This is a genomic window from Herbaspirillum sp. meg3 (genome assembly GCF_002257565.1).
Taxonomy (GTDB): domain Bacteria; phylum Pseudomonadota; class Gammaproteobacteria; order Burkholderiales; family Burkholderiaceae_D; genus Herbaspirillum.
On record NZ_CP022736.1, the window covers coordinates 442,333 to 465,816 of the forward strand.

General features: G+C 53.8%; 22 protein-coding genes and 1 tRNA gene. 14 read left to right on the forward strand and 9 right to left on the reverse strand.

Annotated features, from left to right (window positions below; genetic code table 11):
* Positions 1–8: 8 nt before the first annotated feature.
* On the forward strand, positions 9–1,481 hold the full coding sequence (locus hmeg3_RS02030) for a DegQ family serine endoprotease (RefSeq protein WP_094562254.1): 1,473 nt from the start codon (positions 9–11) through the stop codon (positions 1,479–1,481).
* Between the two features lie 137 nt (positions 1,482–1,618).
* Here hmeg3_RS02030 and kefC read toward each other — a convergent pair whose 3' ends face one another.
* Together kefC and hmeg3_RS02040 are read right to left on the reverse strand one after the other, a co-directional pair.
* Positions 1,619–3,418: a glutathione-regulated potassium-efflux system protein KefC gene (gene kefC, locus hmeg3_RS02035; RefSeq protein WP_094562255.1), complete on the reverse strand. Its 1,800-nt coding sequence runs from the start codon at positions 3,416–3,418 to the stop codon at positions 1,619–1,621.
* 43 nt (positions 3,419–3,461) lie between these two features.
* Complete coding sequence (locus tag hmeg3_RS02040) at positions 3,462–4,022, reverse strand: NAD(P)H-dependent oxidoreductase (protein ID WP_094562256.1); 561 nt, start codon at positions 4,020–4,022, stop codon at positions 3,462–3,464.
* Positions 4,023–4,288: 266 nt separating this feature from the next.
* Here hmeg3_RS02040 and hmeg3_RS02045 point away from each other — a divergent pair, with 266 nt between their 5' ends.
* From hmeg3_RS02045 to hmeg3_RS02065, 5 genes are all read left to right on the forward strand, one after another.
* Entirely contained in the window at positions 4,289–5,329 is a 1,041-nt protein-coding gene (locus hmeg3_RS02045; protein ID WP_094562257.1) for a gamma-glutamyl-gamma-aminobutyrate hydrolase family protein, read from the forward strand.
* Positions 5,330–5,604: 275 nt separating this feature from the next.
* Entirely contained in the window at positions 5,605–5,910 is a 306-nt protein-coding gene (locus tag hmeg3_RS02050) for a YqjD family protein (RefSeq protein ID WP_094562258.1), read from the forward strand.
* Between the two features lie 23 nt (positions 5,911–5,933).
* Positions 5,934–6,326, forward strand: a complete 393-nt coding sequence (locus hmeg3_RS02055; RefSeq protein ID WP_094562259.1) for a phage holin family protein — start codon at positions 5,934–5,936, stop codon at positions 6,324–6,326.
* Between the two features lie 9 nt (positions 6,327–6,335).
* Positions 6,336–6,752 (forward strand): hypothetical protein, encoded by a 417-nt coding sequence (locus hmeg3_RS02060; protein ID WP_094562260.1) that lies wholly within the window; start codon positions 6,336–6,338, stop codon positions 6,750–6,752.
* Positions 6,753–6,867: 115 nt separating this feature from the next.
* Positions 6,868–7,524 (forward strand): OmpA family protein, encoded by a 657-nt coding sequence (locus hmeg3_RS02065; protein ID WP_094562261.1) that lies wholly within the window; start codon positions 6,868–6,870, stop codon positions 7,522–7,524.
* A 147-nt stretch (positions 7,525–7,671) separates the two neighbouring features.
* Here the strand turns inward: hmeg3_RS02065 and hmeg3_RS02070 are convergent, their stop codons facing one another.
* Positions 7,672–8,256: a cytochrome c5 family protein gene (locus tag hmeg3_RS02070; protein WP_094562262.1), complete on the reverse strand. Its 585-nt coding sequence runs from the start codon at positions 8,254–8,256 to the stop codon at positions 7,672–7,674.
* Positions 8,257–8,467: 211 nt separating this feature from the next.
* On the opposite strand from hmeg3_RS02070, the gene hmeg3_RS02075 reads away from it, so the two are divergent.
* A tRNA-Arg gene (locus tag hmeg3_RS02075) sits at positions 8,468–8,543 on the forward strand.
* A gap of 382 nt (positions 8,544–8,925) precedes the next feature.
* Complete coding sequence (locus hmeg3_RS02080; protein WP_157739193.1) at positions 8,926–9,150, forward strand: hypothetical protein; 225 nt, start codon at positions 8,926–8,928, stop codon at positions 9,148–9,150.
* Positions 9,151–9,448: 298 nt separating this feature from the next.
* Here hmeg3_RS02080 and hmeg3_RS02085 read toward each other — a convergent pair whose 3' ends face one another.
* From hmeg3_RS02085 to hmeg3_RS02095, 3 genes are all read right to left on the reverse strand, one after another.
* A complete protein-coding gene (locus hmeg3_RS02085; protein WP_094562264.1) occupies positions 9,449–9,667 on the reverse strand; it encodes a hypothetical protein in 219 nt (72 codons plus the stop codon).
* Between the two features lie 203 nt (positions 9,668–9,870).
* Positions 9,871–10,392 (reverse strand): antitoxin Xre/MbcA/ParS toxin-binding domain-containing protein, encoded by a 522-nt coding sequence (locus tag hmeg3_RS24995; RefSeq protein ID WP_232511821.1) that lies wholly within the window; start codon positions 10,390–10,392, stop codon positions 9,871–9,873.
* A gap of 222 nt (positions 10,393–10,614) precedes the next feature.
* Entirely contained in the window at positions 10,615–11,496 is an 882-nt protein-coding gene (locus tag hmeg3_RS02095; protein WP_157739194.1) for a YafY family protein, read from the reverse strand.
* Between the two features lie 81 nt (positions 11,497–11,577).
* Between hmeg3_RS02095 and hmeg3_RS02100 the strand changes: the two genes are divergently transcribed.
* A complete protein-coding gene (locus hmeg3_RS02100; RefSeq protein WP_157739195.1) occupies positions 11,578–14,658 on the forward strand; it encodes a class I SAM-dependent DNA methyltransferase in 3,081 nt (1,026 codons plus the stop codon).
* A complete protein-coding gene (locus hmeg3_RS02105; protein ID WP_094562267.1) occupies positions 14,658–15,353 on the forward strand; it encodes a hypothetical protein in 696 nt (231 codons plus the stop codon). The genes hmeg3_RS02100 and hmeg3_RS02105 overlap by 1 nt, the downstream gene beginning before the upstream one ends.
* A 921-nt stretch (positions 15,354–16,274) precedes the next feature.
* Here the strand turns inward: hmeg3_RS02105 and hmeg3_RS02110 are convergent.
* Positions 16,275–17,654, reverse strand: a complete 1,380-nt coding sequence (locus hmeg3_RS02110) for a heavy metal sensor histidine kinase (protein WP_094562268.1) — start codon at positions 17,652–17,654, stop codon at positions 16,275–16,277.
* A complete protein-coding gene (locus hmeg3_RS02115) occupies positions 17,651–18,346 on the reverse strand; it encodes a heavy metal response regulator transcription factor (protein WP_034293184.1) in 696 nt (231 codons plus the stop codon). The genes hmeg3_RS02110 and hmeg3_RS02115 overlap by 4 nt, the downstream gene beginning before the upstream one ends.
* A gap of 152 nt (positions 18,347–18,498) precedes the next feature.
* On the opposite strand from hmeg3_RS02115, the gene hmeg3_RS02120 reads away from it, so the two are divergent.
* From hmeg3_RS02120 to copD, 4 genes are read left to right on the forward strand one after another with little or no spacing between them, the layout of a single operon-like run.
* A complete protein-coding gene (locus tag hmeg3_RS02120) occupies positions 18,499–20,388 on the forward strand; it encodes a copper resistance system multicopper oxidase (RefSeq protein ID WP_157739196.1) in 1,890 nt (629 codons plus the stop codon).
* Positions 20,389–20,445: 57 nt separating this feature from the next.
* Complete coding sequence (locus hmeg3_RS02125) at positions 20,446–21,417, forward strand: copper resistance protein B (RefSeq protein ID WP_094562269.1); 972 nt, start codon at positions 20,446–20,448, stop codon at positions 21,415–21,417.
* Positions 21,418–21,452: 35 nt separating this feature from the next.
* A complete protein-coding gene (gene copC / locus hmeg3_RS02130; RefSeq protein WP_094562270.1) occupies positions 21,453–21,839 on the forward strand; it encodes a copper homeostasis periplasmic binding protein CopC in 387 nt (128 codons plus the stop codon).
* Between the two features lie 7 nt (positions 21,840–21,846).
* Complete coding sequence (copD, locus tag hmeg3_RS02135) at positions 21,847–22,770, forward strand: copper homeostasis membrane protein CopD (protein ID WP_198361771.1); 924 nt, start codon at positions 21,847–21,849, stop codon at positions 22,768–22,770.
* Between the two features lie 360 nt (positions 22,771–23,130).
* Here the strand turns inward: copD and hmeg3_RS02140 are convergent, their stop codons facing one another.
* On the reverse strand, positions 23,131–23,475 hold the full coding sequence (locus tag hmeg3_RS02140) for a copper-binding protein (protein WP_094562272.1): 345 nt from the start codon (positions 23,473–23,475) through the stop codon (positions 23,131–23,133).
* Positions 23,476–23,484: the final 9 nt, after the last annotated feature.

Genomic DNA, 23,484 nt, shown 5'->3' on the forward strand with positions numbered 1-23,484 from the left:
GTGCTTCCATGAATCGTCGTACCGTCTTTGTTCGCAATACGCTTGCCATCATGCTGGCCGCTATCGTCGGCGGCAGTTACGTGTACTTCCGCGGCGCCGATATTCCTGGCGCACAAGCTGCCAATATGCCGGTGCAAGCCGCTGCGCCGTTGGCTGCGGCAACGTCCTCACTGGCGACGCCGACTGACTTCTCTGCCATTGTTGAGCGTGCCGGCCCGGCCGTGGTGAACATCAGCGTCACCGGCAAGGCGAAGCCCAGTGCGGATCAGGCGTCTGCTGACGTTGATCCCAATGATCCATTCTCTGAATTCTTCAAGCGTTTCGGACCGCAATTCCAGCAGCCACGCGGCCCGCAAATCATGCGCGGCTTGGGTTCCGGCTTCATCATCAATTCGGATGGCCTGATCTTGACCAATGCTCACGTGGTCGATGGTGCGCAGGAAGTAACGGTCAAGTTGACTGACCGTCGCGAGTTCAAGGCCAAGGTATTGGGCGTGGACAAGCAGAGCGACATCGCCGTGATCCGCATTGCGGCCAAGGATTTACCGACAGTGCAGATCGGCAATCCCGCATTGATGAAAGTCGGCGAGCCGGTGCTGGCGATCGGTTCGCCTTATGGCTTCGACAATACTGCAACGGCGGGTATCGTCAGCGCTAAATCGCGCAGCCTGCCGGACGACAACTACGTGCCGTTCATCCAGACTGACGTCGCGGTCAATCCTGGCAACTCGGGTGGGCCGCTGTTCAATCTGAAGGGGCAGGTGGTTGGTATCAACTCGCAAATCTATAGTCAGACCGGCGGCTATCAAGGCTTGTCGTTCTCGATCCCTATCGATGTGGCGATGAAGGTGGAGCAACAACTGGTTCAGCACGGCAAGGTGACGCGCGGCCGTCTCGGCGTGTCGGTGCAGGAAGTGAATCAGGCGCTGGCAGAGTCTTTCGGGCTGAAGAAATCCGAAGGCGCATTGGTGAGTTCGGTTGAGAAGGGCAGTCCCGCCGAGAAAGCGGGCGTACAACCGGGTGACGTGATTCTGCGCTTCAATAATCAACCTATCGATCATTCGGTCGACTTGCCGACGCTCGTCGCTGATACGGCGCCAGGCACGACCCAAAAGATGGATGTCATGCGTAACGGTTCGATTAAATCGCTGAATGTCGTCGTGGGCGAGATGAAGGTGGCGAAGGATGCCGGTGGAAAAAATGGCGCCGAGCAGCAAGGCCGTCTGGGTCTGGCAGTGCGTCCGCTGGACAAGGACGAGCAACAGCAGATCGGCGTGCATGGCGGGCTGGTAGTGGAAGACGTCAACGGTCCGGCGGCGATTGCCGGTATCCAGAGCGGCGACGTGATTCTGTCGCTTAACGGCAATGCGGTGACCAGCGTCGAGCAGTTGCGCAGTCTGGTGAGCAAGGCCGGCAAGAGCGTCGCCTTGCTGGTGGAACGCGGCGACGACAAGATCTTTGTGCCGGTGTATCTGAACTAAGTGTTAAGCGGTGTTTCTCGTGGTGTCGTAGGTAAGTGCAGCAAGCAAGTGTAGTAAGCAGGTGTAGTAAGCAGGTGCAGTAAATAAGTGAAGTGGGCAGGACGGCCGGACAGATGTTTTGTCCGGCCTTTTACGTCTTAGTCCCAGCGATGCTTGTCGCCGCTGGCGATGGCGTCTTTGTCGCTGGCGAACATGGCTTCCAGTTCTTCGCGCGCCTGCACCGCCATTGATACCAGCTGCTGCTGATCTTTGTAGTGCGGATACAGCTTGTTAAGCGTTTCGATATTGTGGGCGCGGAACTTCATGGCCGCGCGATGCGCGCGGTAGGCGCCGAAGTCGAGCTGGCGCAGCACCTGTCGTCCCATCTGCAAGGCGCTTTCAAAAGTCTCGCGTTCCAGTACGGTGACGCCGCGATCCATCAGGTCGTAAAGGTGCGTGACGTTGCGCGCGCGTGCGGCGATTTTCAGATGCGGAAAAGCGCGTTGCACCGCTTCCACCAGTTTCAGGCTGGCGGGCGCATCGTCGATGGCGATCAGAAGCAGTCTTGCTTTGTCGGCGCCGGCAGTGCGCAGCAGGTCGATGCGTGTCGCGTCGCCGTAGAACACTTTGAAGCCAAACTTGCGCAGCGATTCGATCTGGTCGGGATCATGATCAAGAATCGTCAGGCCAATACCGTTGGCGTGCAACAGGCGACCGACGATCTGGCCGAAGCGACCGAAACCGGCGATGATGACCGGATTGTCCTGCGGTTCGATTTCGTCCTCGGCGCGTTTTCCTTTGGCCAGCAGACGCGGCAGCAGCACGCGGTCATGCAGCAAAAGCAGCAAGGGCGTGATCACCATCGACAGCGCCACGACTACCACCAGAATCGATGAAATGCGCGGCGTGAGTACTTGCGCCGTGGCGGCAGCGCCAAACACCACAAAAGCGAATTCGCCGCCCTGCGATAACAGGAAGGAAAAAAACACCTGTTGATCGCGTGGGATGCGGAAGGCTTTCGCCAGGCCAAACAGCACCGCAATCTTGATGACGAGGAAGCCCGCAACGAGACCGAGGATCAGCCAAGGCTGTTCCAGAAAAATGCCGAAGTCGACCGACATGCCGACGGCGATGAAGAACAAGCCGAGCAGCAGACCCTTGAATGGCTCCAGATCGCTTTCGAGTGCGTGGCGATATTCCGAATCGGCCAGCAGTACGCCGGCGAGGAAAGTGCCGAGCGCCATCGACATACCGACCGACTGCATCAGCAGACAGGTAGCGATCACCAGCAACAGCGCAAAGGCGGTGAAGATCTCGCGCATGTCGGTCTTGGCGATGATGCGCAGAATCGGGCGGATAAGGAAGCGCCCGCCGAAGATCAGCAGCGCGATCACGGCGACGACTTGTCCGGTGTGAAGCCAGCCTTGTCCACTACCTTGCGCAACGGCCACGCCGAGTAGCGGCACCGCTGCCATCATCGGGATCGCGGCGATATCCTGGAACAGCAGAATTGCAAAGCCCGCCGAGCCCGCCGGTGTGGCGGTCAGCTTGCGTTCACCCAGTGTCGCCAGCGCAATTGCGGTGGATGACAGGGACATGCCGAGCGCACCGATCAGCGCCACGCGCCAGTCGATGCCGCAGGCCAGCGCCGCGCCGAACAGCGCCAGGCTGACCAGCGTGACTTGCGCGCCGCCCCAGCCGAAGATGCGCTGACGCAGTGACCACAGGCGTTTCGGATCGAGCTCCAGTCCGATCAGGAACAGCAGCAGCACCACGCCGAATTCGGAAAAGTGCAGAATGTCTTCGACCTCGCTGATCAGGCCCAGACCCCAGGGGCCGATGGCGATGCCGGCGAGCAGGTAGCCGAGCACGGCGCCCAGCCCCAACTTCTTGGCTATCGGTACGGCGATGACCGCCGCCAGCAGGTAGATCAGCGGATTGAGCAGTTGTTGTTCCATGGTGTCGTCGTATCGTTGATCATGATCGGTAGTCTTATCGTGCTTATTTTGACGCTTCGCTGGCAGGCCAGTCTGGATAACTGTCCAGCTGGGCGCGGTAATTGGCGGCGTGCATGATCAGCGCTTCCTTGCTCAGATGATGTGCGCCATGCAGGATGTTCGGTGTCTGCCAGCGCATACCGCACAAGCGCGCGGTTTGCTGATAAGGCGGCAGAAAATCGCTGAACGGATGGCCGTGGCGACCGCCGGCCTGGTAAGCGTCGGCGTCGCCACCGGTGGTCGCAACCAGCCAGAAGTCTTTGCCATGCAGAGCATCGCCGCCGGGACCGAAAGCCCATCCGCGTTGCAGCACCAGATCGATCCATTCTTTCTGCAGCGCGGGCATGCTGTACCAGTGAATCGGATGATGCAGCACGACCAGATCGGCCTCGTGTAATTGCGCTTGTTCGTACTCCACATCGATATGGAAATCGGGATAGCACTCATACAAATCATGGACGCGCACCTGCGGCAGACTGCGGGCTGCCTCAATCATGGTGCGGTTGGTGTAGGAATGTTCACCACCGGGGTGCGCGTAGAGTATAAGAATGCGTGAAGTGGTCATGTAGGAGCATGCCTGAAGATGAAAGAAGTCAGGAGAGATTGGAACATATATTGCTCATCTGCTGTCTGGATTAATAAGTACAGCACGACTGCAACACGACTGCGACAGCGAGGGCCGCAAAACACAGCGCCGCTCGCTGCATAACGGGGGTATCAGGAAGATGAAGCCAGATGCCCAAAACAAATCAATACGCTTATACTTTGGCAATCCTGTTCGCGGGCGTTGCACCTGGTTACCGCCATTGATTTCAACATTACATAACCGCCATGTCCGATATTAGCGATTCCGAAGCCAATCAATCCAGTTCCCCGCCACCGCCACGCCAAGGCCAGGCTCAGCCTGGTGTTGATTCCACGTCTCAGGCCGCGCCTCAGGCGGGCTCGCAAGCTTCTCCGCAGCAGCCTCAGTCGTCGCAACCGCCGCATTACCCATCATTTTCGCCACCGCCTCTGGAAACACCCTGGGCGCAAACCTGGAAGCTGCTGGCCGCGCGTTTCAAAGCAATGTCGGACAAGGCTGGTCGCCGCATTATGCAGCGCACACTCAAGATCGGCATCTCGGCGCGCATCTTCCACCCGGAAACCGGCGCCAAGGGCTTGCGCGGCAAGACCCTGCAATATCTTGAAGAGTCCATCGCACAATGGGTGATGTCGCGTGATGTGCTGGTGTTCATGATCCCCACCGTCAATACCAACGGCCTAGTCCATCCCAGCAATATTCGTTTGCGCGACTACGCCAAGCATCTGGATGGCCTGGTGCTGCAAGGCGGTGCCGACGTCTCGCCGCAAAGCTATGCGCAGGCAGCGACCAAGCCGGAATGGAACGGTGACCGCGTGCGCGACATGTACGAACTTGAGCTGTTGCACGAATTTATCGAGGCCGGCAAGCCGGTGCTCGGCATCTGCCGTGGTTGCCAACTGATCAATGTTGCCTTCGGCGGCACGCTGTATCAGGACATCGCCACGGATGTGCCGACCGCAATTGCGCATGTCAACGATTTGTACGACAGCAATTATCATGAGCTGAGCTTTCCGGCAGGATCGACGCTGGCGTCGCTGGTGAATACACAGAGCGCCGTGGTGAATTCGATCCACCATCAGGCAGTCAAGGATCTGGGGCGCGATCTGTCGGTGGAAGCGGTTTCCGGCAATGACAACATTGTCGAGGCGATTCGCTACCGCAAGGCGCCGTTTGTCATGGGTTTGCAATGGCATCCTGAGTTCCATCGCGCCGGCGGCCCCGAATTGCTCGATTGCATGCCTATTCTCGACAGCTTTTTACGGACGGCGCGTGAAACACGCTTCTGACGTTGATAATGTTGATGGAATTGAATGTTTTTGCCGCTTGAGAAACTTATATAGAGAGAAGCTATCAAAGAGCCTGCATTGCTGAGTTTTTACCAGTGTTGCGCATAAAATCGCAAACCGGGCAGTGTGCAATGTCGTCAAACCGGCGAGTTGTCCCTGACGCGATGCTCAGGATCACGCTTCATTGATGGTCGATTGTTGGATACGAGACCGTCGAAGCGGCCATCTGCAAGGTTTTGCCCTACTTGAGCATTTAATAAAAGGAGAATTTCCCCATGACAAAATCCGCCTACAAAACAGTGAGAAACGATATGAAAACTCTGGTCAAAGATGCGCAAGAATTATTCCGTGAAGCGGCAACTGCCACCGGCGATAAAGCCGATGAGCTGCGCAGCAAAGGCTTGACCATGCTGGAAGCTGCTGTAGAGGCCGCCCAGAATGCGCAGGCCGTCGCTATCGAAAAGGGCAAGGAAGTTGCCGCCCGCACCGATGACTACGTCCATGAAAATCCATGGCGTGCCGTAGCGATCTCCGCCGGTGTGGGTTTGCTGGTCGGCCTGGTCATCGGTCGCAGCAAATAAGCGCGGCGCGCACCGGAACTGACATGGATCACAAACAAGAGCACGCTGCGCCGGCCAATCCCGGATTGACGGCCGGACTGCTGGGTATCGCCAGGAATCTTCTGGGTCTGATTATCAACCGCATCGAACTGGCTTCTCTGGAGCTGTCCGAAATCGGCGGCAATCTGATCAGGTTCCTGACGCTATTTACGCTCGCAGCGATCGCATTGTGGTTCGCGGTCGCGTTCTGGACGGCGTTGGTGGTCTACCTTGCGTGGGATTCGTGGGGCTGGAAGGTGCTCATCGCGTTCGGCGTTTTCTTCACCGTCGTGACGGCCGCCATCATCGGTTATGCGTACACCATTTTGCGTCAGGGTAAGTTGTCCTTGCCTGCAACAATGGCGGAGCTGCGCAAAGATCGCGACGCGTTGCTATAAGGGGAAATCATGGCGCAAAACGACTGGAAACCCGATGTCCCCCTGGAAGAGCGCAAACGCAGATTGCTTGCTGAAGGTGCGCTGTTCCGTATTGGTATCCTGGAGGGGCGCAGTCACGTACGCGCCAATCTGAATGCCGAGTCGCTGGCCAAGGGGGCAATGAATCGCATCGTCGGCGCGGTGTCCTCGACATTCAGCGGTGCGTTTTCCGGCAAAGGAGGCGGCAATCTGCAATCGCTGTCGCCGTTGCTGATCGGAGGCATTTCGCTGCTGTCGAAGCGTTACCTGCGCAAGCCGTTGTTGTACGGTACCGTGATTAGCGCAGGTGCGGCGTTCGCTTATTATCTGACGCGTCGGCAAGACAGGGCGCGCGGTCCGGAAACTCTCTCCGGCGATGAGGAAATTTCTACCCCGGATGGCGAATAAAAATTTCAACGCGAGAATTCCAATCCGGACGTTCAAGTGCGCTGAATAACATGTCGCACGATGATGGCCGTCTGCGGTTGCTATCAATACTATAAAGAACAAGAAGGAAGCAAATATGCGTAAATTAACTATCGGTGCATTGGCCTTGGCTCTGGCTGCTGCAGGTTGTGCGGACATGTCGGCAACGCAGCGTGGCACCGCAACAGGAGCCGGTGTGGGTGCCGGTCTTGGCGGTATCCTCGGTGCAGCAACGGGAGGTGGCGGTGGCGGTCGTACTGCTGCAGGTGCTGCCATCGGTGCCGGCCTGGGCGCTGTGATCGGCAACGTCTGGTCGACGCGCATGGAAAATCAGAAACGCGCCATGGAGCAAGCAACGCAAGGCACAGGCGTGCAAGTTACGCAGACACAGGACAATCGTCTCAAGCTGGAAATCCCTAGCGATATCTCTTTCAACACCGGTCGCGCCGATATCCAGCCAAACTTCCGTGCGGTGCTGGATAAGTTTGCTGCTACGTTGAACGAAAATCCTGCGACAAATGTGACCATCATCGGCCATACGGACAGTACCGGTAGCGATGCCATCAACAATCCGCTGTCGATGGAACGTGCAGCTCGCACCCGTGATTACCTGACAGCGCGTGGTGTTTCGCCGGGACGTTTCAATATTGACGGCCGTGGTTCGCATGAGCCGCTGGTAGCGAATACCACGGAAGCGAACCGTGCGCGTAATCGTCGTGTGGAAATTTTCGTCGCTGAGCCGCAACAACGTTGATCTGGCTTGATGGCTGATTGAGTAGTCAAGACATTCAGCGATCATTCCAGCCAATAAAAAAGCCCCGCAATGCGGGGCTTTTCGTTATCAGCTCACAACGCCGGACATCAATGCGCTTTAATCGCGCAGGGCGAATGGAAATCGATTTTATTTTTTTGGTTCTGCTGCAGGCGTTGCCGCGGCTGCGGCCGGTGCGACACCACCGGCAGCAGCAGCAGGGGCTGGAGTAGCGGGCTCTTTAAACTGAGCACCAGACTGATTGGCCATATACACCACGGTACGGGCGATTTCGACATCATCCAGATCTGGGTTGCCGCCTTTAGCCGGCATGGCGTTGAGGCCGTTCAGCGCGTGCGACAGCAGCTTTTCGTAGCCTTCGCTGATGCGTGCTTTCCAGGCTGCCGGATCGCCGACCTTAGGTGCGCCTGCAATGCCGGCTGCATGGCAGGCTGCGCAGGTAGACTTGAAGACTTCTTCGCCGCTGAGTAGTTGTTTCGGCGCGCTGGCGTCGCGGAAGGTGAAGCCTTCGTCGGCAACCGGCTTGATACGGGCGGCGACCATTTCAGGCGTCTGACTGGCTGAACCGGCGCCAGTTTTTTGAGCATTCGTTACATATTGCACCAAGAGTACGATGCAAATAATAGGAACCAGAAAACCGGCCAATACTGCGGCAATCAGTTGTTTTGGTGTTTTGATCGCGGATTCGTGGTGTTCTTGATGTGCGTCGCTCATATTTCGTTCCCTCAGTGCAATATTCTTCGAAAGCGTTATCCTGATTTTGTGCTGCAAATCAGTGTCTATTACTGTTTAGAGAAGCGTTGTCTCGCCCAACCTTTGATTATAGACACAATGTAATTCGTTGGGAACGGAAAATAGTTGCTATGCGTGGACGCGCCAAGGGAAAAACTGTATCCTTCATCCCTCTTCGACGTTCACGTCCGACGCGGCTGTAGCTCAGTGGATAGAGTATTGGCCTCCGAAGCCAAGGGTCGTGGGTTCGATCCCCGCCAGCCGCGCCAACCAGTTGTCTTGCGATTCAAATAATAGTGAAGCTGGAACCATAGTGTTGCCGTTACGGCAGGGCTATGCTTCCAAATCTATACGGCAAAACAACGCTTCCAGCTTTCGCTGACACAAACCATTCTCGTAAATTGCGTTGTGGTAATTTCTATCAATATCGCCGAACTAGCTCATCACATTCTTTACAGAATATGCATGTTTGCTAGTCACATCGAGAAATTAAAAGACTGTAAGCTTGTCTGATGGCGATGGTGATCAATCCTGTGTGCGGGAAGCAATGGGTTAAAAACGCCTGATGAGGTTTGATTTTTTGCTGGGTATCATATCTTCGGAAACGCCAATATCATATTTGGAATGGGAGCTGCCTTTAGGAGGCGCAAAATGTCTGACAAACAAAAAATTTCTTTTGCGCAACAACGGATTATGTCGCTTCGTGATCAGGCGTTGGTACGCGCAAAGTCCGGTGAACAATCCGAAGTTCTTACTAAACTGATATCTAGCGGTAAAGTTATAAACATGATGTCCAAGCGCGTACACGTAGTGACGCCAGCGGATCGCGCGGAGATGGTACGTTTGGCTAGAGACCCAAGCATTCGGCGTGATTAGTTGTTTGCAGAATGCAGGTCGAATCGGGCGTGGGGTGCACGTTGAGCTGCCTAGGTTAAAGACTCAATTAATGGGGCGTATGTGAACTTCCGCTTATGGATTGCGGACAACGAAGAATATCAAACTGTAATCCGCGTCACTCGCACTTATTCGCCGATGATTCAATTACCCTAGAAGTCGCTTCTGGCCACTCTTGCGAAAGCGCTTTTGCTAAGCTAGATTTAGGGGCTACAAAATCGAATCAAAAGCTTGTTCGGCGACACGATTTTGCGCTAATCGAATCAAAACTTTTAGCGATCTATTTTTTCTTTCCAAACACTCTGTCCACGTCTTCCTCGTCAAGTCTGATCTCGGGATATCGGCGCTTGTTATTAGGGTCGGCTACATATGCTTTCACTTTTTCCCAATCGTCGGCAGTCATCGCACGTATTTTTCTTTTCCCGCCCAACTTTATCAAACGCGGCTTGTCCGTAGTCTCGGCTGGAGGGGGTGGATCTTTCGGCTTTTCTTCCTTCATTGCAGACATCCTTAGGTTCACATTAAATTTTAGGCAAAGATATCCCCTCTCACATCGAAGGTGAGATGTTGCGGGAACCTTCGCGTCCAAAAAGCAAAAAACCGCTCCAAGAGGAGCGGTTCTACAGTTCTGCGAGTGAGCAGGAACTGTGCTTTATCCTAGGTAACGCAGAGTGCCTTGTCAAGGTTGTAGTGATGGAAGGTTTAAGCGTAGGCACCTGACTGCATTTGGGAAAGCAGTGAAGACAATATCTCTTGTCCTGTGAGCGTATCCACGTATTCCTCCGGTTGATGATTACCTAACGCAGGTAGTGGATGGCAAAGCCAATCTCCTAGCCACTGGGCCGCATTAAAGTCGCTCACCTCTGGCGTCGCGACCATAATTTCGATTTGGCCAATAAGTTTGGCAAGACCGATAACTCGTTCGGCTTGAGCGACTGAAAGATTTTGCCGCCGCTGAATTTTTCGCATGATGCCAGTTCGGGGGAAGCCGAGAGATGCGATGAGGTGATCTTGGCTAACGCGCATTGATTTTGCTAGCTGAGTAAGCACGGAAGCTGCTATCCCGCGCTTTATGAGTTGCACGCGGTGATAGCAAGTGGTTTGAAACACCTCTTTATAATGAAGGGGTTTCAGCATCGGTATGCAAAATTTCTCAAGTGCGTAGTCAGAATGCGAGGTCGGCACCGCCGCACGTGGTCTAGAAATGGTTCTCTCGGCTTCCATATATTCTCCCCCTCTCTGTCTATAGCATAGTAAATATAAAGCTATGCCAGAGACATATTGGTCATGGAGCCGTAAATACGTCAGAGGGCAAGTGAGCCCAGGGCAAACAAATAGAATGGCGATTCGTGCATCTAGAAATAACCTGCTACTTAGCTTGTGCGATGCCAGCTCTGGTCTCCGGCAGCGTATTTCAGCTGCCAATGCTTATTTGCCAAACCGGAATTAAGACTCGGCGCCAAAAAGAAACGGCTCAATTGCAGTAGGATCTTTAAGACTTAAAGGATTATTGGGCCAGGCACTTAGCTGTAGGTCCAATCGATGATGGACGAGAAAGTAGCCCACGAGACATTTCCTGATTTGCTGCGTCCAGACCCATCCCGCAGAAGTCCGCGTCATTCCATAATCGTTTGCAACGACATTTTGCTGATGCTGGTTTAATTGCGGGTTAGGAATCACCTCAACAATCACCTGCTGATGCCACTCCTCATCGACATCGCGTCCCAGAGGACAGCTCAAATCATTCGCTTCGATCTTCCCTATTCGCTGTATAGCGAAGTTGCGAAATGCATCACGCTTACTGTCATAAGCACGCACATGCCAATGAATTCCTGTGTGAAGTAAGGCGTGAGGCCACAGTGTCCTCGTTTGAGGCTTGTCCGAGCTCATCGAACTGTATAAAGCGGTGAAACCTTTACCGCGCTGCATTGCTTGCACTACCGTTCGCAAGACGTACTGATCAATTTTGCATGGGGGCGCATGCAAAACATCGACTAATGGACCGCCCGTTCCTAAAACTGGTAGCATCGCAACCGATTCGCTCTCAGCATAGGCGTAGAGCAAAGCCAGATATTCAGATGGATCTCCAGAAGCCATATGCGGCGAGAACTTACTGCCCGGTTCGTACGCGCGTAGGCTGGGGTTGTATTCCAGGCTTTTAGGATATTGTTTTTTATAGACCTGAATGTCGCGGGTCACGTGATTCGGATTAACACGAAAAACCTCGCAGACACGTTGACGCTGGACAGAACCCTCCCATAGCACCATCGATTCGATGAATCGAAGGCGTTGTTGCTGTGCGAATGGCAGGGAATTTATCTCGTCCATACTACACATTATACGTATATCACTAATAGTGTGTGATATAGTTATTTTGTGCTATGTACGTAAAACGATGCATATTTCTTTTTGCAAATCTTCATTGTTATGAACTCTGATCTCCTCCCGAGCTGGTTGCGTGCACTTGGCTACGATGCCGGGGGAAAGTCCGTCCATCATCGCGGTGATGCAGTAGACCCTACTCATCCCTATTCAGTCGAACTCAACGATTTGCTCTCTCCCGATGGGCAAATTCAAGCTGCCGCGGTGTTTGACGTCCAAGGATCGCCAACTGTAGCGTTTTTTGATGACGAGGGCCCCGTATTGGAGGATGCCGAGCGTTTTGACCGCATTCGTCAACGGATCTGGAATCAAAACCTAATTTCCATATTAATGGTGGTTAGTGAGAATGGCTTGCTCGTCTATCCATTAGGGCGCAAACATAAGCCGGCACTCCTCAAGCCTGGACAAGCGTCACCCTATAGTTTTTTTTCCGCAGCGGATATTCATTCGGGAGAAATTCAGCAACGTTTTCCTCAATGGTTTAAGCCGGATTCGCGGGTTGATCGGCAACTCCTTCGCAATTTGCAAGACTCTGTGCGCCTGCTAGTTGCAGATAAGCATCCTAGAGAGATCGCACAAACTCTGCTGGGTCAGGTTCTTTTCATTTCATACCTCGAACATCGACATATCATTAGCGATAATTATCGCAAGCAGCGCCGTGTCGGCCAGCTACACGAGTTAATCGCAACTGGCGATATCAAAGGTATTAAAAAGCTAATCCAAAGCCTGCGAAAAGACTTCAACGGGGACTTCCTGTCTCTTGATCCCGACAATGGCGAGTTATGGGATCGCGTCAATGCACAGGCATTTCCAATATTGGATAGCTTTCTGGCACGCGTCGACGTTTCTAGTGGTCAGCGGGATTTTTGGAACTATGACTTCAGTTTCATCCCCGTTGAGCTTCTATCTGGCATCTACGAATCCTTTATCGATGACAAACAAAAAATGGGCGCTTTTTATACGCCGCGCCCATTAGCGAACTTGGTCATTGAGCAAGCGTTCTCAACCTCAGAGGATCCTCTTGAGGAATATATCTATGACGGAGCCTGTGGCTCCGGCATCCTGCTTACAACAGCATTTCGTCGTCTGATCGGTCTTGCCGAATCCCGGCAAGGCAGGCAGTTGATGTTGAGCGAGCGCATTGAATTGCTTCAGCAGAGAATCTTCGGCAGTGACCTCAACAAGTCCGCCTGCAAGGTAACAGCATTCAGCCTTTATCTGTCGTTGCTGGAAGATCTTGTCCCCTCCGACGTATTGGCGCTCCAAGAAAATGAGAGCGTCAAACTACCTACTCTGCAAGACAACAATCTATTTTCCGGGTTAGAAAAAGGTGATTTTTTCTCCTGTGCGAATCCACTTGCCAACAACAAGCGCTTCACGCTTTTGCTGTCGAATCCTCCTTGGCGAGAACCGGATAAAGATGAACGGACCTCGGCAGACGAATGGGCTTACGGCGCGACCGGTGTAACACGGTCTCGCCGACAGATGGCGGGTGACTTCGCTTTCCGGGCGGCAGACTGCCTCGTGGATGGCGGGCGCATGTGTCTCATCATGCCGGCAAGTCTATTTCTGGCCCCCACCAGCCAGGAGTTTGTCAGCGGCTGGATTGTAAAAAACCACATTACTCAGATCATCAATTTCGGCGATCTGATGAACTTTGTTTTTGAAGATGCGGAACACAGCTGCGTTGTGGTGTGCGCAACTCCGCGCGCCCAGCCCACTCAGGGCATTCCCGTAGATGAAGTGATTGACTACTCCGCACCCAAGGCAGATACAAGCCTGGCCTTTGGCCGACTTACGCTTGCTAGCGGTGATCGCCATTTTGTCTCCGCACAAGCATATTTTGCCGATTGCTCTAGGCTGGTGACACTAATGTGGGGCAATGAGGCAGATTTAGCCTTACTACATCGCTTACAGTGGAATGGTACGTTTCGTGAAATGGTCGCGGGCCCCGAACATCGCTGGGTCAGACGCAAAGGTTTTCACAAGGAAGACGCTTCGGTAATCAAGCCTGTATCGTCGGCACCACTGCGTAAATCCAAATATGTTGAGATCGGTGCACTCAAGCGTGGCTTACCGATTGTACTGAGCGATGATTTGACGGCATTTCCATCCAGTATCAAGGAGGTTGCGAAGTTAAGCGATTCGCTCATGTCAGCCTTTGCCGGGCCTAGGATTCTATTTCCAGATGGTTTTGATCGCGAGCTTGAAATTCGCGCCAGCTACCTTGATGTGCCCGCTTCGTTTAGCAGCAGCATAGGCGTAATTGCAGGCCCTGAAAAAGATGCCGATCTCTTGCAATTCACGGCCGTTTACTTGCGTTCGGACTTAGCCAAGTATTTTTTGCTGATGTCAGCTTATCAGGTAGTGTGCGATCGAAATCGCGTCACCTTGCTGAATATTGATGACTTTCCTTTCGTGACCCCCGAAGGTCATTCCGCTCCGGAAAAGGCCAGATCGATTCTGCGTAAAGTCTCTGTGATGGTTTCCAAGATCGACGGTGAGACGCTAGCTCAGCCACAAAATCATTACGCGGACATACGAGATCAACTCAATGAGTTCGTCTTTGATTATTTTGAATTGACTGTCACTGAGCGAGAACTCGTTCGTGAAGCAGTGGCACAACTGGTGCCATCGGTCAGGCCTCGAGGCTACGCTAGCCTAAATACACAGATCCAAAGCCGGGTCGAGTCAACTCATCTTCATGCTTACGCCAAGACCCTGGAAGATGAGTTGAATGAATGGCAACGTGAGTTGTCGGGGCAAGGAACGGTGTCCGTCAACGTATTGGCAATGGATTATCGCCATGTCGGGCCGCTAGGTGTTGTGCATGTCAGCCTCGAAAAACCTCAAGACGGCAATACCGTCACGCAGAGCGACGCTGCAGTGGAATATGTGCTGCGCGGCTTAGTGAATCAGGGAATTTTTCCACAACGCCTATCTGAGGATCTTTACTTTGCGCCTGACACTATCATCTGGTCTGACACATCGCTTTATTTGGTGAGACCGTTGATCCGACGCTTTTGGTTGCGCCGCACGGCAATCAAAGATGCCCGACAGATCGTCCAAGCAGTGCATAAAAAAGCTCGCCAAGAGGAGCCCGCCTGATGCAAAAAACGAACGCCTGGTTGCAGCTTTTTCCAACGCCGCAGGTAGGACAGGCGGTCGAAGCTCTTGCCGAAGGCTGGCGACAAATGACACTGCGTCATAAAAGCAATTTCAATCATGCTACTAGCGAACCCGACTTAACTTTTGTGCTGACAAGTTACTTAAGAGACGTCATTGCACATAAAAAAAAGCTATTGGGCATTTGGACAACCGAAGAGAGTCATGGGATTGTCGACTATGCCAGCGGAAAGATCCTTAAGAGGACCAGAACAGACATTGCGTATCACTGGAACGATACTAGCAATAACTACTCCGTAATTTTCGAATTTAAAAAGCTGGACACCACTGTGACTAGCCGTAAGCATTATTACGGTGAAAAAGGTATGCAGCGATTTGTGACTGGAACATATGCGATCGGTCATCCACTGGCGTTCATGGCAGGTATTCTGATCGGCGACTGGAACAATTGCGTTCCTCCGCTATGTACGGATCTTCAATTGCCTGCTACGGCGAAGATTCTCGAAATACAAAAGAACGGAGGGGCTTTGCTAACAGTACCTTCGATATTTCCTGATCATGCGACCTTTGATACCCAACATTTACGCGATAAAAGCATGGCGCCTCCGACACATGGAACAATCCACATATCCCATCTGTTCTTTCAATTCGGCTATCCTCCCGTCGCTGCAAAATAATAGCAAGTCATCTTGCTTTCAGATCTGACTGAGACAGTACTCATCTGGGAAGTTGAGGGATCGGAGTGAATACCACTTCGTAAATAGAAACGAGGCTACGCGCAAAGCTGTAAGCCTCCCCAACTACACCCCAGAAAAATTCTATCGCAGTTGCTATTTAGCGCCTTCGAGAATCCTCTGAGCCAAAAGCTTTACATCAGCATCTGAAAAATTGGGATGTACCGGCGTTGGAATTACCCTCCCAAACACCAGCTATATATTTCAGTGAGTTTGGTCACGTAATTGGGGTCGTGCCGAGATAAGGGTAAAAATAGCTCATAACACTTTTAGTTATAGTTATTGGGAAAATGTCAGCAATAAGTCATATGGATTTCTTGCCTCTTAGGAAGGCCCGGCCGGGATGACGGTTTTTTCGCAGAAAATAGCTTAAGAGTCTGATATAAATGGAAATTCATGATTTTTTACTTCCTCTCAGATGTGTTTGATTTACACCGAGATACGGGTAAAAATAAGCTCATAACACTTTGGGTTATGTGGAGTGCCGTGACCGATCACAGAATTTCTGACGGCCTCCGCTCCTGTACCGGGAGCGATTGTTTTTCAACGCATCTCATCGAACTATCGATGTGATACGCAATTGGACTGCTATTGGGCACCTCAAGCTGCGCAATCTCCTCGGCGGACAACGATTACCCGATCGTTCGTCAAGCATCTTCCCCAAGGGCACGTGCTGAGACGAAGCATGAAGTATCAGAGGCGAGTAATTTCACGCCATCCCTGTATCAAGGGGCTTAAGGAATCTAGCGTTCGCACTGGCTGGCGCAGACGATTTCTTTCCTGACTTGACCACCGCCCGTTCGACGGCGCGGTGTTTTTTTATCGAAGGCGACAAAACCCTTTTGTCACTAAAGGGCGGCAGCCTCACGCAGCAGCATTGGGAAATAGTAGCGTGAAGCGGGTTTTACCCTGTGCGGACTGTACAGATACCTCACCTTGATGGGCGCGCATGATGGCTTTTGTGATGGACAGCCCTAAACCAGCAGAATCAGAGTCCAACTTGGTACGGGCCTTGTCCGCCCGATAAAACCGGTCAAACAAATGAGGAAGATGTTCGGATGGTATCTCCAGACCATCATTTTCGACATGCACGCTGATGTCCTTCTCTGACCTGTCGATCGATACCGCAATAGTTCCTGCCGGCGGCGTATAACGCATGGCGTTGGAAATCAGGTTGCTCAATGCTCTGCGCACCATCAGGCGATCGCCTCGAATCGAGGCGTCCCCTACAAGCCGCATCAGGACATTTTTTTCTTCTGCCAGCGCGTCGTAAAAATCGAATAGCTCAGAAATCTCTTCTTGCAGACTCAGTCGCTCATAGCTGGGCAAGGTAATACCGTTCTCTGTTTGCGCCAAGAACAGCATATCGGAAATGGTCCGGGCGAGTCGCTGTAACTCCTCGGCATTCGACGAAAGGATGTCGCGATAGGCCTCATTGGTACGCTGCTGCGTCAGGACAACATCTGTCTGGGTCAGCAAGTTGGTAATGGGTGTGCGCAACTCGTGGGCGATATCAGTCGAAAAGTTCGTGATGCGATTGAAATCGCGCTGCAATCTTTCCAACATGGCGTTGAGCTTGGCCGCCAGATCGGCAATTTCTATAGGCAGCATCTCGACGGACATGCGTTCGCCGAAGTTATGAGAAGAGACCGCTTGTACTTTGTCCGACATCGCGCGCAATGGGGCCAGCCCACGGCGCGCCGCCCACCAGCTCAGGAGCACAACAATGAAGGCTGAACCAACGATATAGAGGACAAGGGTGGTCTGGAAATTGCGCATGAAGTGATCATGGATCTCGGTGTCAACCGCCACAATGACTTGCAGTTCTCGACCGCTTTGATCATCCTTCAGACGGGCTTTGATCGCCTGGAACTCTTGGTGTTCACCCACAGCGACCGCAAAGGAACGTCCAGGTACGGCAGACTCTGCAGCAGCGAGCATCGGCACGGCAGCATTGCCCAGTGTCGAATACAAGGCCTGTCCACTCAGTGAGCTGATGTGAACGTAAAAGCCCGGATGGTTGTGTAACGCCTCCCCAAAGGTCGAGGTAATGGCGTCAGCGCCTCTTTCATTGACCACCATGCGGATGAGCTGCAGTTCTTTTTCCAGCAGTTGCTCATCCTGATCGGTGAAGTGCTTGGCCACGGTCGAGATGATGAGCAGGCCCAGGCCGACCAACACTGCTGTCGATGCTAAGGCGAACAAAGCAGTCAGGCGGACCGTCAGCGAGCGTTGACGGATCACGTGGCGCTCTCCGTGTGCTCAGGGGCATCCAGGATGTAGCCGACACCTCGAACAGTCAAAATTAACTTTTCGTCAAAACCATCATCGACTTTCGCCCGAAGGCGGCGAATCGCCACGTCAATGACATTGGTGTCGCTATTAAAGTTGATGTCCCAGATCTGGGAGGCGATCAGGGAGCGAGGTAAAACTTCTCCTCGACGCCTGGCCAGGAACTCCAATAGCGCGAATTCCTTGTTCGTGAGTACCAGTTTGCGGCCGCCCCGGCTTGCCGTGCGGCGCGGCAGGTCCAGCACGAGGTCGGCTACCGTCAGGCGATCTTGCAATACAGCGCTACTCCCTCGACGCAGCAAGGTGCGCACCCGTGCCAACAGCTCGGAAAAAGCGAACGGTTTGACTAGATAATCATCCGCGCCCATTTCCAGCCCCTTCACGCGGTCCGACACGCTATCGCGCGCCGTCAAAAACAGCACTGGGACTGTCTTTTGCGCTTCACGCAAAGACTGAACAATGCGCCAGCCGTCGACGTCGGGCAGCATCACATCAAGGACGACCAGATCGTAAGGTTCCGTCATCGCCAGATGGTAGCCATCCAGCCCGTTTTTGGCCAGATCAACAACGAAGCCGGCTTCGCTGAGCCCGCGCTGGATGTATTCGCCGGTCTTCGGCTCATCCTCGACGACAAGAAGTTTCATAGTAGCAATGAGTAAGGAGATGAGCACATGGTACGTGCAGTTGATGAGAATGACGAGATCATTACAGGAATGTAATGATCGGGTAATCCAACTGATCGCCGGCGCTCTTTATCATCAGCCGCATACATCCTCACCTCGGAGAAATCCATCCTATGTCGAACTCATCGTCCCCAATAAGCTCCCGCCGCCGTTTCGTGAAGGGACTGGCCGCCGGCGGCGTGCTGTTGGGGTTGTCCTCGCGAGCCCTGCAAGCGGCCGCCCAGAACGTAGAGAAGCCGGCCCGTGGTCCAGCAGCGCCCATCCTGACCGGAAACGTGTTCGACCTGGTGGTCGCGGAGTCGGTGGTCAATTTCACCGGGAAGCAGACCACCGCAACGACGATCAATGGCTCCCTGCCGGCACCGACCTTGCGCTGGAAAGAAGGCGAAATGGTCACTATCAACGTGACCAACAAGCTGCGCGAACACACGTCCATCCACTGGCACGGCATCATTCTGCCTTTCCAGATGGATGGTGTGCCGGGTATCAGCTTCGCGGGAATCGCTCCTGGAGAAACCTTCACCTACAAATTCAAGGTAAAGCAAAGCGGCACGTATTGGTATCACTCCCATTCTGGCATGCAAGAGCAAACCGGCATGTATGGCGCCATCGTCATCGATCCGAGCGACAGTGGCAAGAAGATGGCTGATCGTGAGCATGTAGTCCTGTTCTCGGATTGGATGGATGAAAATCCGATGTCGGTGCTTTCCAAGCTCAAGAAGCAAGGCGATTTTTACAATCTGAACAGATTGACTGCGGGTGACTTCGTTCGCGATGCACGCAAGGATGGCGTCAAAGCGGCCGTGGACAACCGCACGATGTGGAATGAGATGCGCATGAACCCGACCGACTTGGGAGACTTGTCGGCAGCTGTCTTGACTTACCTTGCCAACGGCGTTACCCCGGCAGGCAACTGGACCGCCTTGTTCAAGCCTGGCGAGAAGGTTCGCCTGCGCTGCATCAACGGTTCCGGCAACACCTTCTACGACGTACGGGTTCCGGGCCTGAAGTTGAAGGTCATCCAGGTGGACGGTGTGGATATTGAGCCGGTGAGCGTCGATGAATTCCGTTTCGGCCCCGGCGAGACATGCGATGTCGTCGTGGAGCCCAAAGAAGAGGCGTACACGATATTTGCCCAGTCCATGGAGCGCACTGGTTATGCCATGGGGACGCTGGCCGTTCGTGCTGGCCTGACCGCTCCGGTACCGAACGTCGACAAGCCTGAATGGCTCAGTATGAACGACATGATGGGAGATATGTCTTCCATGGGCGGAATGGATCACGGTGCCATGGGGGGAATGAACCATGGCGCCATGGCCAATATGCCGTCGATGAACATGGATTCGATGTCCAGTATGGACTCCATGGACAGTATGGACGCCACGTCGTCGGCATCCATGGCAGGTGGCGTGCAACCCATGCAAGGCATGGACCATAGTCAGCATCAGATGGCCCCCGACAATCCGCTAAAAGTCCCGAGCAAGAAAGCGCGTCACGCCAGCACAGAGTACGGTGCCAGCACGGACTCCAAAGTCGACAGCGCCCGTACCAACTTGGATGATCCGGGCGTTGGCTTGCGCAACAACGGGCGCCGTGTCCTGACGTTGGCTGACATGCACACCATTGGCGGTGCCTTGGACAATCGCGGACCAGAACGAGAAGTCGAGCTTCACCTAACCGGAAATATGGAGCGCTACGCCTGGTCTCTCGATGGCCTGGAGTTTGGCAAGTCGACGCCTGTGCATTTCCGCTACGGCGAACGCCTGCGCGTCATCCTCCACAACGACACGATGATGACACATCCCATGCACCTGCACGGGATGTGGAGCGAACTGGAAACACCGAACGGCGATTTCCTCGCTCGTCGCCACACGATCCCGGTGCAGCCGGCGCAACGCATCAGCTTCCTGGTCACGGCGGACGCCTTGGGCCGCTGGGCATGGCACTGCCACCTCATGTATCACATGGACATGGGCATGTTCCGCGAAGTCATCGTCAGCTAACCAGGATCTGCACTGAAAGGCATATCGAGAATGATTTTTACCTGTTACCCCACCCGGATGTTACTGCTGGCGCTTGCTTCGGTGAGCATGAATGCGGCGCAGGCCCAGTCTCACGCAGGCCACGGCGCGCCGACCAGCGACGCAGCGAGTCAACCGGCGGTCACGACGATGGACTCCATGCAGACCATGGACACAATGAATGGGGATACTTCCAGCACTCCTGGGACGGATCACGGCGCGATGAACCACGCGGGCATGGACCATGGCAGCATGAACATGGGCTCGACTTCGACAGCGCCGTCCGACGCCCGTGATCCACACGGCTATTCCAATGGATACACACTCAATACAGGCCCCTACGCGCAAAAGGATACCAGCGGCTTGATGATGTCGGACATGCACGCATTCGGCTCTTTCATAGTGGATCGCTTGGAGCGGGTCCATACCCGCAAGGCCAACTCTGTTGCTTACGACACCCAAGGTTGGATCGGCAACACCTACGACAAGTTCTACATCAAGGCCGAAGGCGATGTCGAGCAAGGTCGCGTGGGCGATTCGCGCACGGAATTGCTGTGGAGTCATGCCGTTACTCCATATTGGGACAGTCAGTTCGGTCTGCGCGTCGACGTGGGCAGTAATCGACCGGGTCGCAATTGGCTGGCATTTGGGCTCCAAGGATTAGCGCCATACTGGTTTGAAGTCGAGGCAACGGGCTACGTCGGCGAGCAAGGCCGCACTGCGTTGCGCTTATCGGCAGAGTATGAAGTGATGCTGACACAGCGCTGGATACTGCAGCCCCGCGTCGAGGCCAACTTGTACGGTAAAGAAGACCCCGATCTGGGCATCGGCCGCGGTCTGTCCAGTGCGGCATACGGCATGCGCCTGCGCTATGAATTCTCGCGCCAGTTGGCGCCCTATGTCGGGATCGAACGAAGCCAAAAGTTTGGCCGTACTGCCAGCTACACCCGTGGCGCCGGCAGCAATGTCGGCGAGACAAGGCTCGTGGCCGGCGTTCGCATTTTGTTTTAATACGGATTTTTTTGATCATTCACAGGGGAGTTGCCATGTCTTACCAGTCCTTTATCGCCAAAACCGCGCTCACAATCGCTGCCGCAGCCTTTGCCACCGCAGCCTTTGCACATCCCAAACTTCTGGGCTCGACCCCGGAAGACAATTCGACCGTCAGCGCACCCGAGAAGATCGAATTGCGCTTTTCCGAGAATCTGTCCAAGCAGTTTTCTGGCGCGAGTCTGGTGATGACCAGCATGCCGGGCATGAGCCACGCCGCGCCGATGAAAGTGGGAGCAAAGATTTCCGGCGCTGAGGATCCAAAAACCATGGTCATCACACCTACGCAGCCATTGATGCCTGGTGTTTATAGCATTGACTGGCGTGCGGTCTCCTCGGATACCCACCCGATCACCGGCAAAGTTACTTTTACGGTGAAGTGAGCTGGCAATGGATTGGGTGACCGTTCTGGTGCGTTTCGCGCTGTATTTGGACCTGATGCTTGTCTTCGGCTTGCCCCTGTTTCACCTGCATGCCTTACGCAAGCCGGAACGTTCATCCGTGTTGGCCAGGAAGCTCTCGACATTGACCGTAAGCGCAGCCATTGTTGGCATGCTCCTGTCAACGATCAGCATGGTCCTGATGACCAAAGCGATGAGCGGCGCAGCTGATTTCAGTTCGATCGAGCAGCACATGTTCGAAATGATGCTGACCGATACGCCGTTCGGCCTAGCTTGGTGCTTGCGCATGACGATGCTGGTGCTGTGTGTCTTGGCAGGATTGTTTTTAGCACAAGCGCCAACCTCGAAATTCGGCATGATGAGCCTAGCCGGCGGCGTTGCCTTGGCCACGCTGTCCTGGGGTGGCCATGGCGCCATGGATGAAGGTGCGCGTGGCCAATTGCACCTGGCCGCGGACATCATCCACCTGCTCGCCGCGGGCGCTTGGATAGGTGCGCTTGCCGTATTTATTCTCCTATTGGCGCTGCGCGATGGTCATGGTGCCAACAACGTTACGTTGCTTAGTCGCACGCTCAATGGATTTGCCCTGATGGGCACTGTCATCGTCGGTTCATTACTGATTACCGGGGCGCTTAATTATTGGTTGATCGTCGGTCCGACAGTGACCGGACTGTTCTCGACACCCTATGGGCAACTGCTAATCGCCAAGTTGGTTCTCTTTGGCATGATGCTTGCACTGGCAGCCGCGAACCGATACCGACTAAGCCCCATACTCGAGCGAGCGCATGTCTTCGGCGAGCATCAGGAGGCGGTTGAGGCATTGCGACGCAGCCTGTTTTTCGAGACAGCTTGTGCTTGCTTGATTCTGGCGCTGGTTGCCTGGCTGGGCACATTGGGACCGATGATCGATTGACGTCATCGGAAGGTTAATCCAGGTTCTGGAACTGCGCCGATTTAAGTAGCTGGAGAACGAAAGAACCGCCGTTTCGATTTTGGAAGCGGCGGTGTTTTTGCTTGCCTTGAACAACGTAGAGATACTAAATTTATTTAATCTGCACGCCTGTTTTGTTGAACATCACGTCGTTGAATCACTCTCATAGTTGACGGTTTTCAGATCATTCAACTATAGGAGTCAACATGAGGGTCGGCCGGGATTCGGGAAATTTTTGCAGGAATGATGTTAAGCCAATGATTTAAAACGGATTTATAGAAAAACTCCTTTTTGTGCCCGCGGTTAGACTTCCACCACGAGCACGAACATGAGCATGTTGTTTTACTTGGCTGGGTGTATTCCAGTGACCACAAGCGCCGCACCGCTCCCTTTGAGGTCGAAGGAAACCTGCTCACCGACCTTGAATCCACGCAGCAATTTCTCATCAACTACTGTGAAGCCCATGGTCATCGCTGGCCAGTTAAGTTCTTTGATGGGCTGATGAGCCAAGTTAATGGTTTTCTGCCTTACATCAATAGCTTTGATGACGCCTATACCGTGTGCGGTCTTCTCGGTCTGCTCACTTTTACCCATATTGCTCATATTCCCCATGTCCGCAGCAAAAGCCGACGGCGCGCCAAGGAAGACAAAGCTGGTGAATGCTGCAGTGACGAAATTATTTTTCATGATGGATTT

Coding starts and splice junctions, on each gene's coding strand:
- hmeg3_RS02030 (WP_094562254.1), top strand. CDS start 9: ATGAATCGTCGTACCGTCTTTGTTCGCAATACGCTTGCCATCATGCTG.
- kefC (WP_094562255.1), bottom strand. CDS start 3,418: ATGGAACAACAACTGCTCAATCCGCTGATCTACCTGCTGGCGGCGGTC.
- hmeg3_RS02040 (WP_094562256.1), bottom strand. CDS start 4,022: ATGACCACTTCACGCATTCTTATACTCTACGCGCACCCCGGTGGTGAA.
- hmeg3_RS02045 (WP_094562257.1), top strand. CDS start 4,289: ATGTCCGATATTAGCGATTCCGAAGCCAATCAATCCAGTTCCCCGCCA.
- hmeg3_RS02050 (WP_094562258.1), top strand. CDS start 5,605: ATGACAAAATCCGCCTACAAAACAGTGAGAAACGATATGAAAACTCTG.
- hmeg3_RS02055 (WP_094562259.1), top strand. CDS start 5,934: ATGGATCACAAACAAGAGCACGCTGCGCCGGCCAATCCCGGATTGACG.
- hmeg3_RS02060 (WP_094562260.1), top strand. CDS start 6,336: ATGGCGCAAAACGACTGGAAACCCGATGTCCCCCTGGAAGAGCGCAAA.
- hmeg3_RS02065 (WP_094562261.1), top strand. CDS start 6,868: ATGCGTAAATTAACTATCGGTGCATTGGCCTTGGCTCTGGCTGCTGCA.
- hmeg3_RS02070 (WP_094562262.1), bottom strand. CDS start 8,256: ATGAGCGACGCACATCAAGAACACCACGAATCCGCGATCAAAACACCA.
- hmeg3_RS02080 (WP_157739193.1), top strand. CDS start 8,926: ATGTCTGACAAACAAAAAATTTCTTTTGCGCAACAACGGATTATGTCG.
- hmeg3_RS02085 (WP_094562264.1), bottom strand. CDS start 9,667: ATGAAGGAAGAAAAGCCGAAAGATCCACCCCCTCCAGCCGAGACTACG.
- hmeg3_RS24995 (WP_232511821.1), bottom strand. CDS start 10,392: ATGGAAGCCGAGAGAACCATTTCTAGACCACGTGCGGCGGTGCCGACC.
- hmeg3_RS02095 (WP_157739194.1), bottom strand. CDS start 11,496: ATGGACGAGATAAATTCCCTGCCATTCGCACAGCAACAACGCCTTCGA.
- hmeg3_RS02105 (WP_094562267.1), top strand. CDS start 14,658: ATGCAAAAAACGAACGCCTGGTTGCAGCTTTTTCCAACGCCGCAGGTA.
- hmeg3_RS02115 (WP_034293184.1), bottom strand. CDS start 18,346: ATGAAACTTCTTGTCGTCGAGGATGAGCCGAAGACCGGCGAATACATC.
- hmeg3_RS02120 (WP_157739196.1), top strand. CDS start 18,499: ATGTCGAACTCATCGTCCCCAATAAGCTCCCGCCGCCGTTTCGTGAAG.
- hmeg3_RS02125 (WP_094562269.1), top strand. CDS start 20,446: ATGTTACTGCTGGCGCTTGCTTCGGTGAGCATGAATGCGGCGCAGGCC.
- copC (WP_094562270.1), top strand. CDS start 21,453: ATGTCTTACCAGTCCTTTATCGCCAAAACCGCGCTCACAATCGCTGCC.
- copD (WP_198361771.1), top strand. CDS start 21,847: ATGGATTGGGTGACCGTTCTGGTGCGTTTCGCGCTGTATTTGGACCTG.
- hmeg3_RS02140 (WP_094562272.1), bottom strand. CDS start 23,475: ATGAAAAATAATTTCGTCACTGCAGCATTCACCAGCTTTGTCTTCCTT.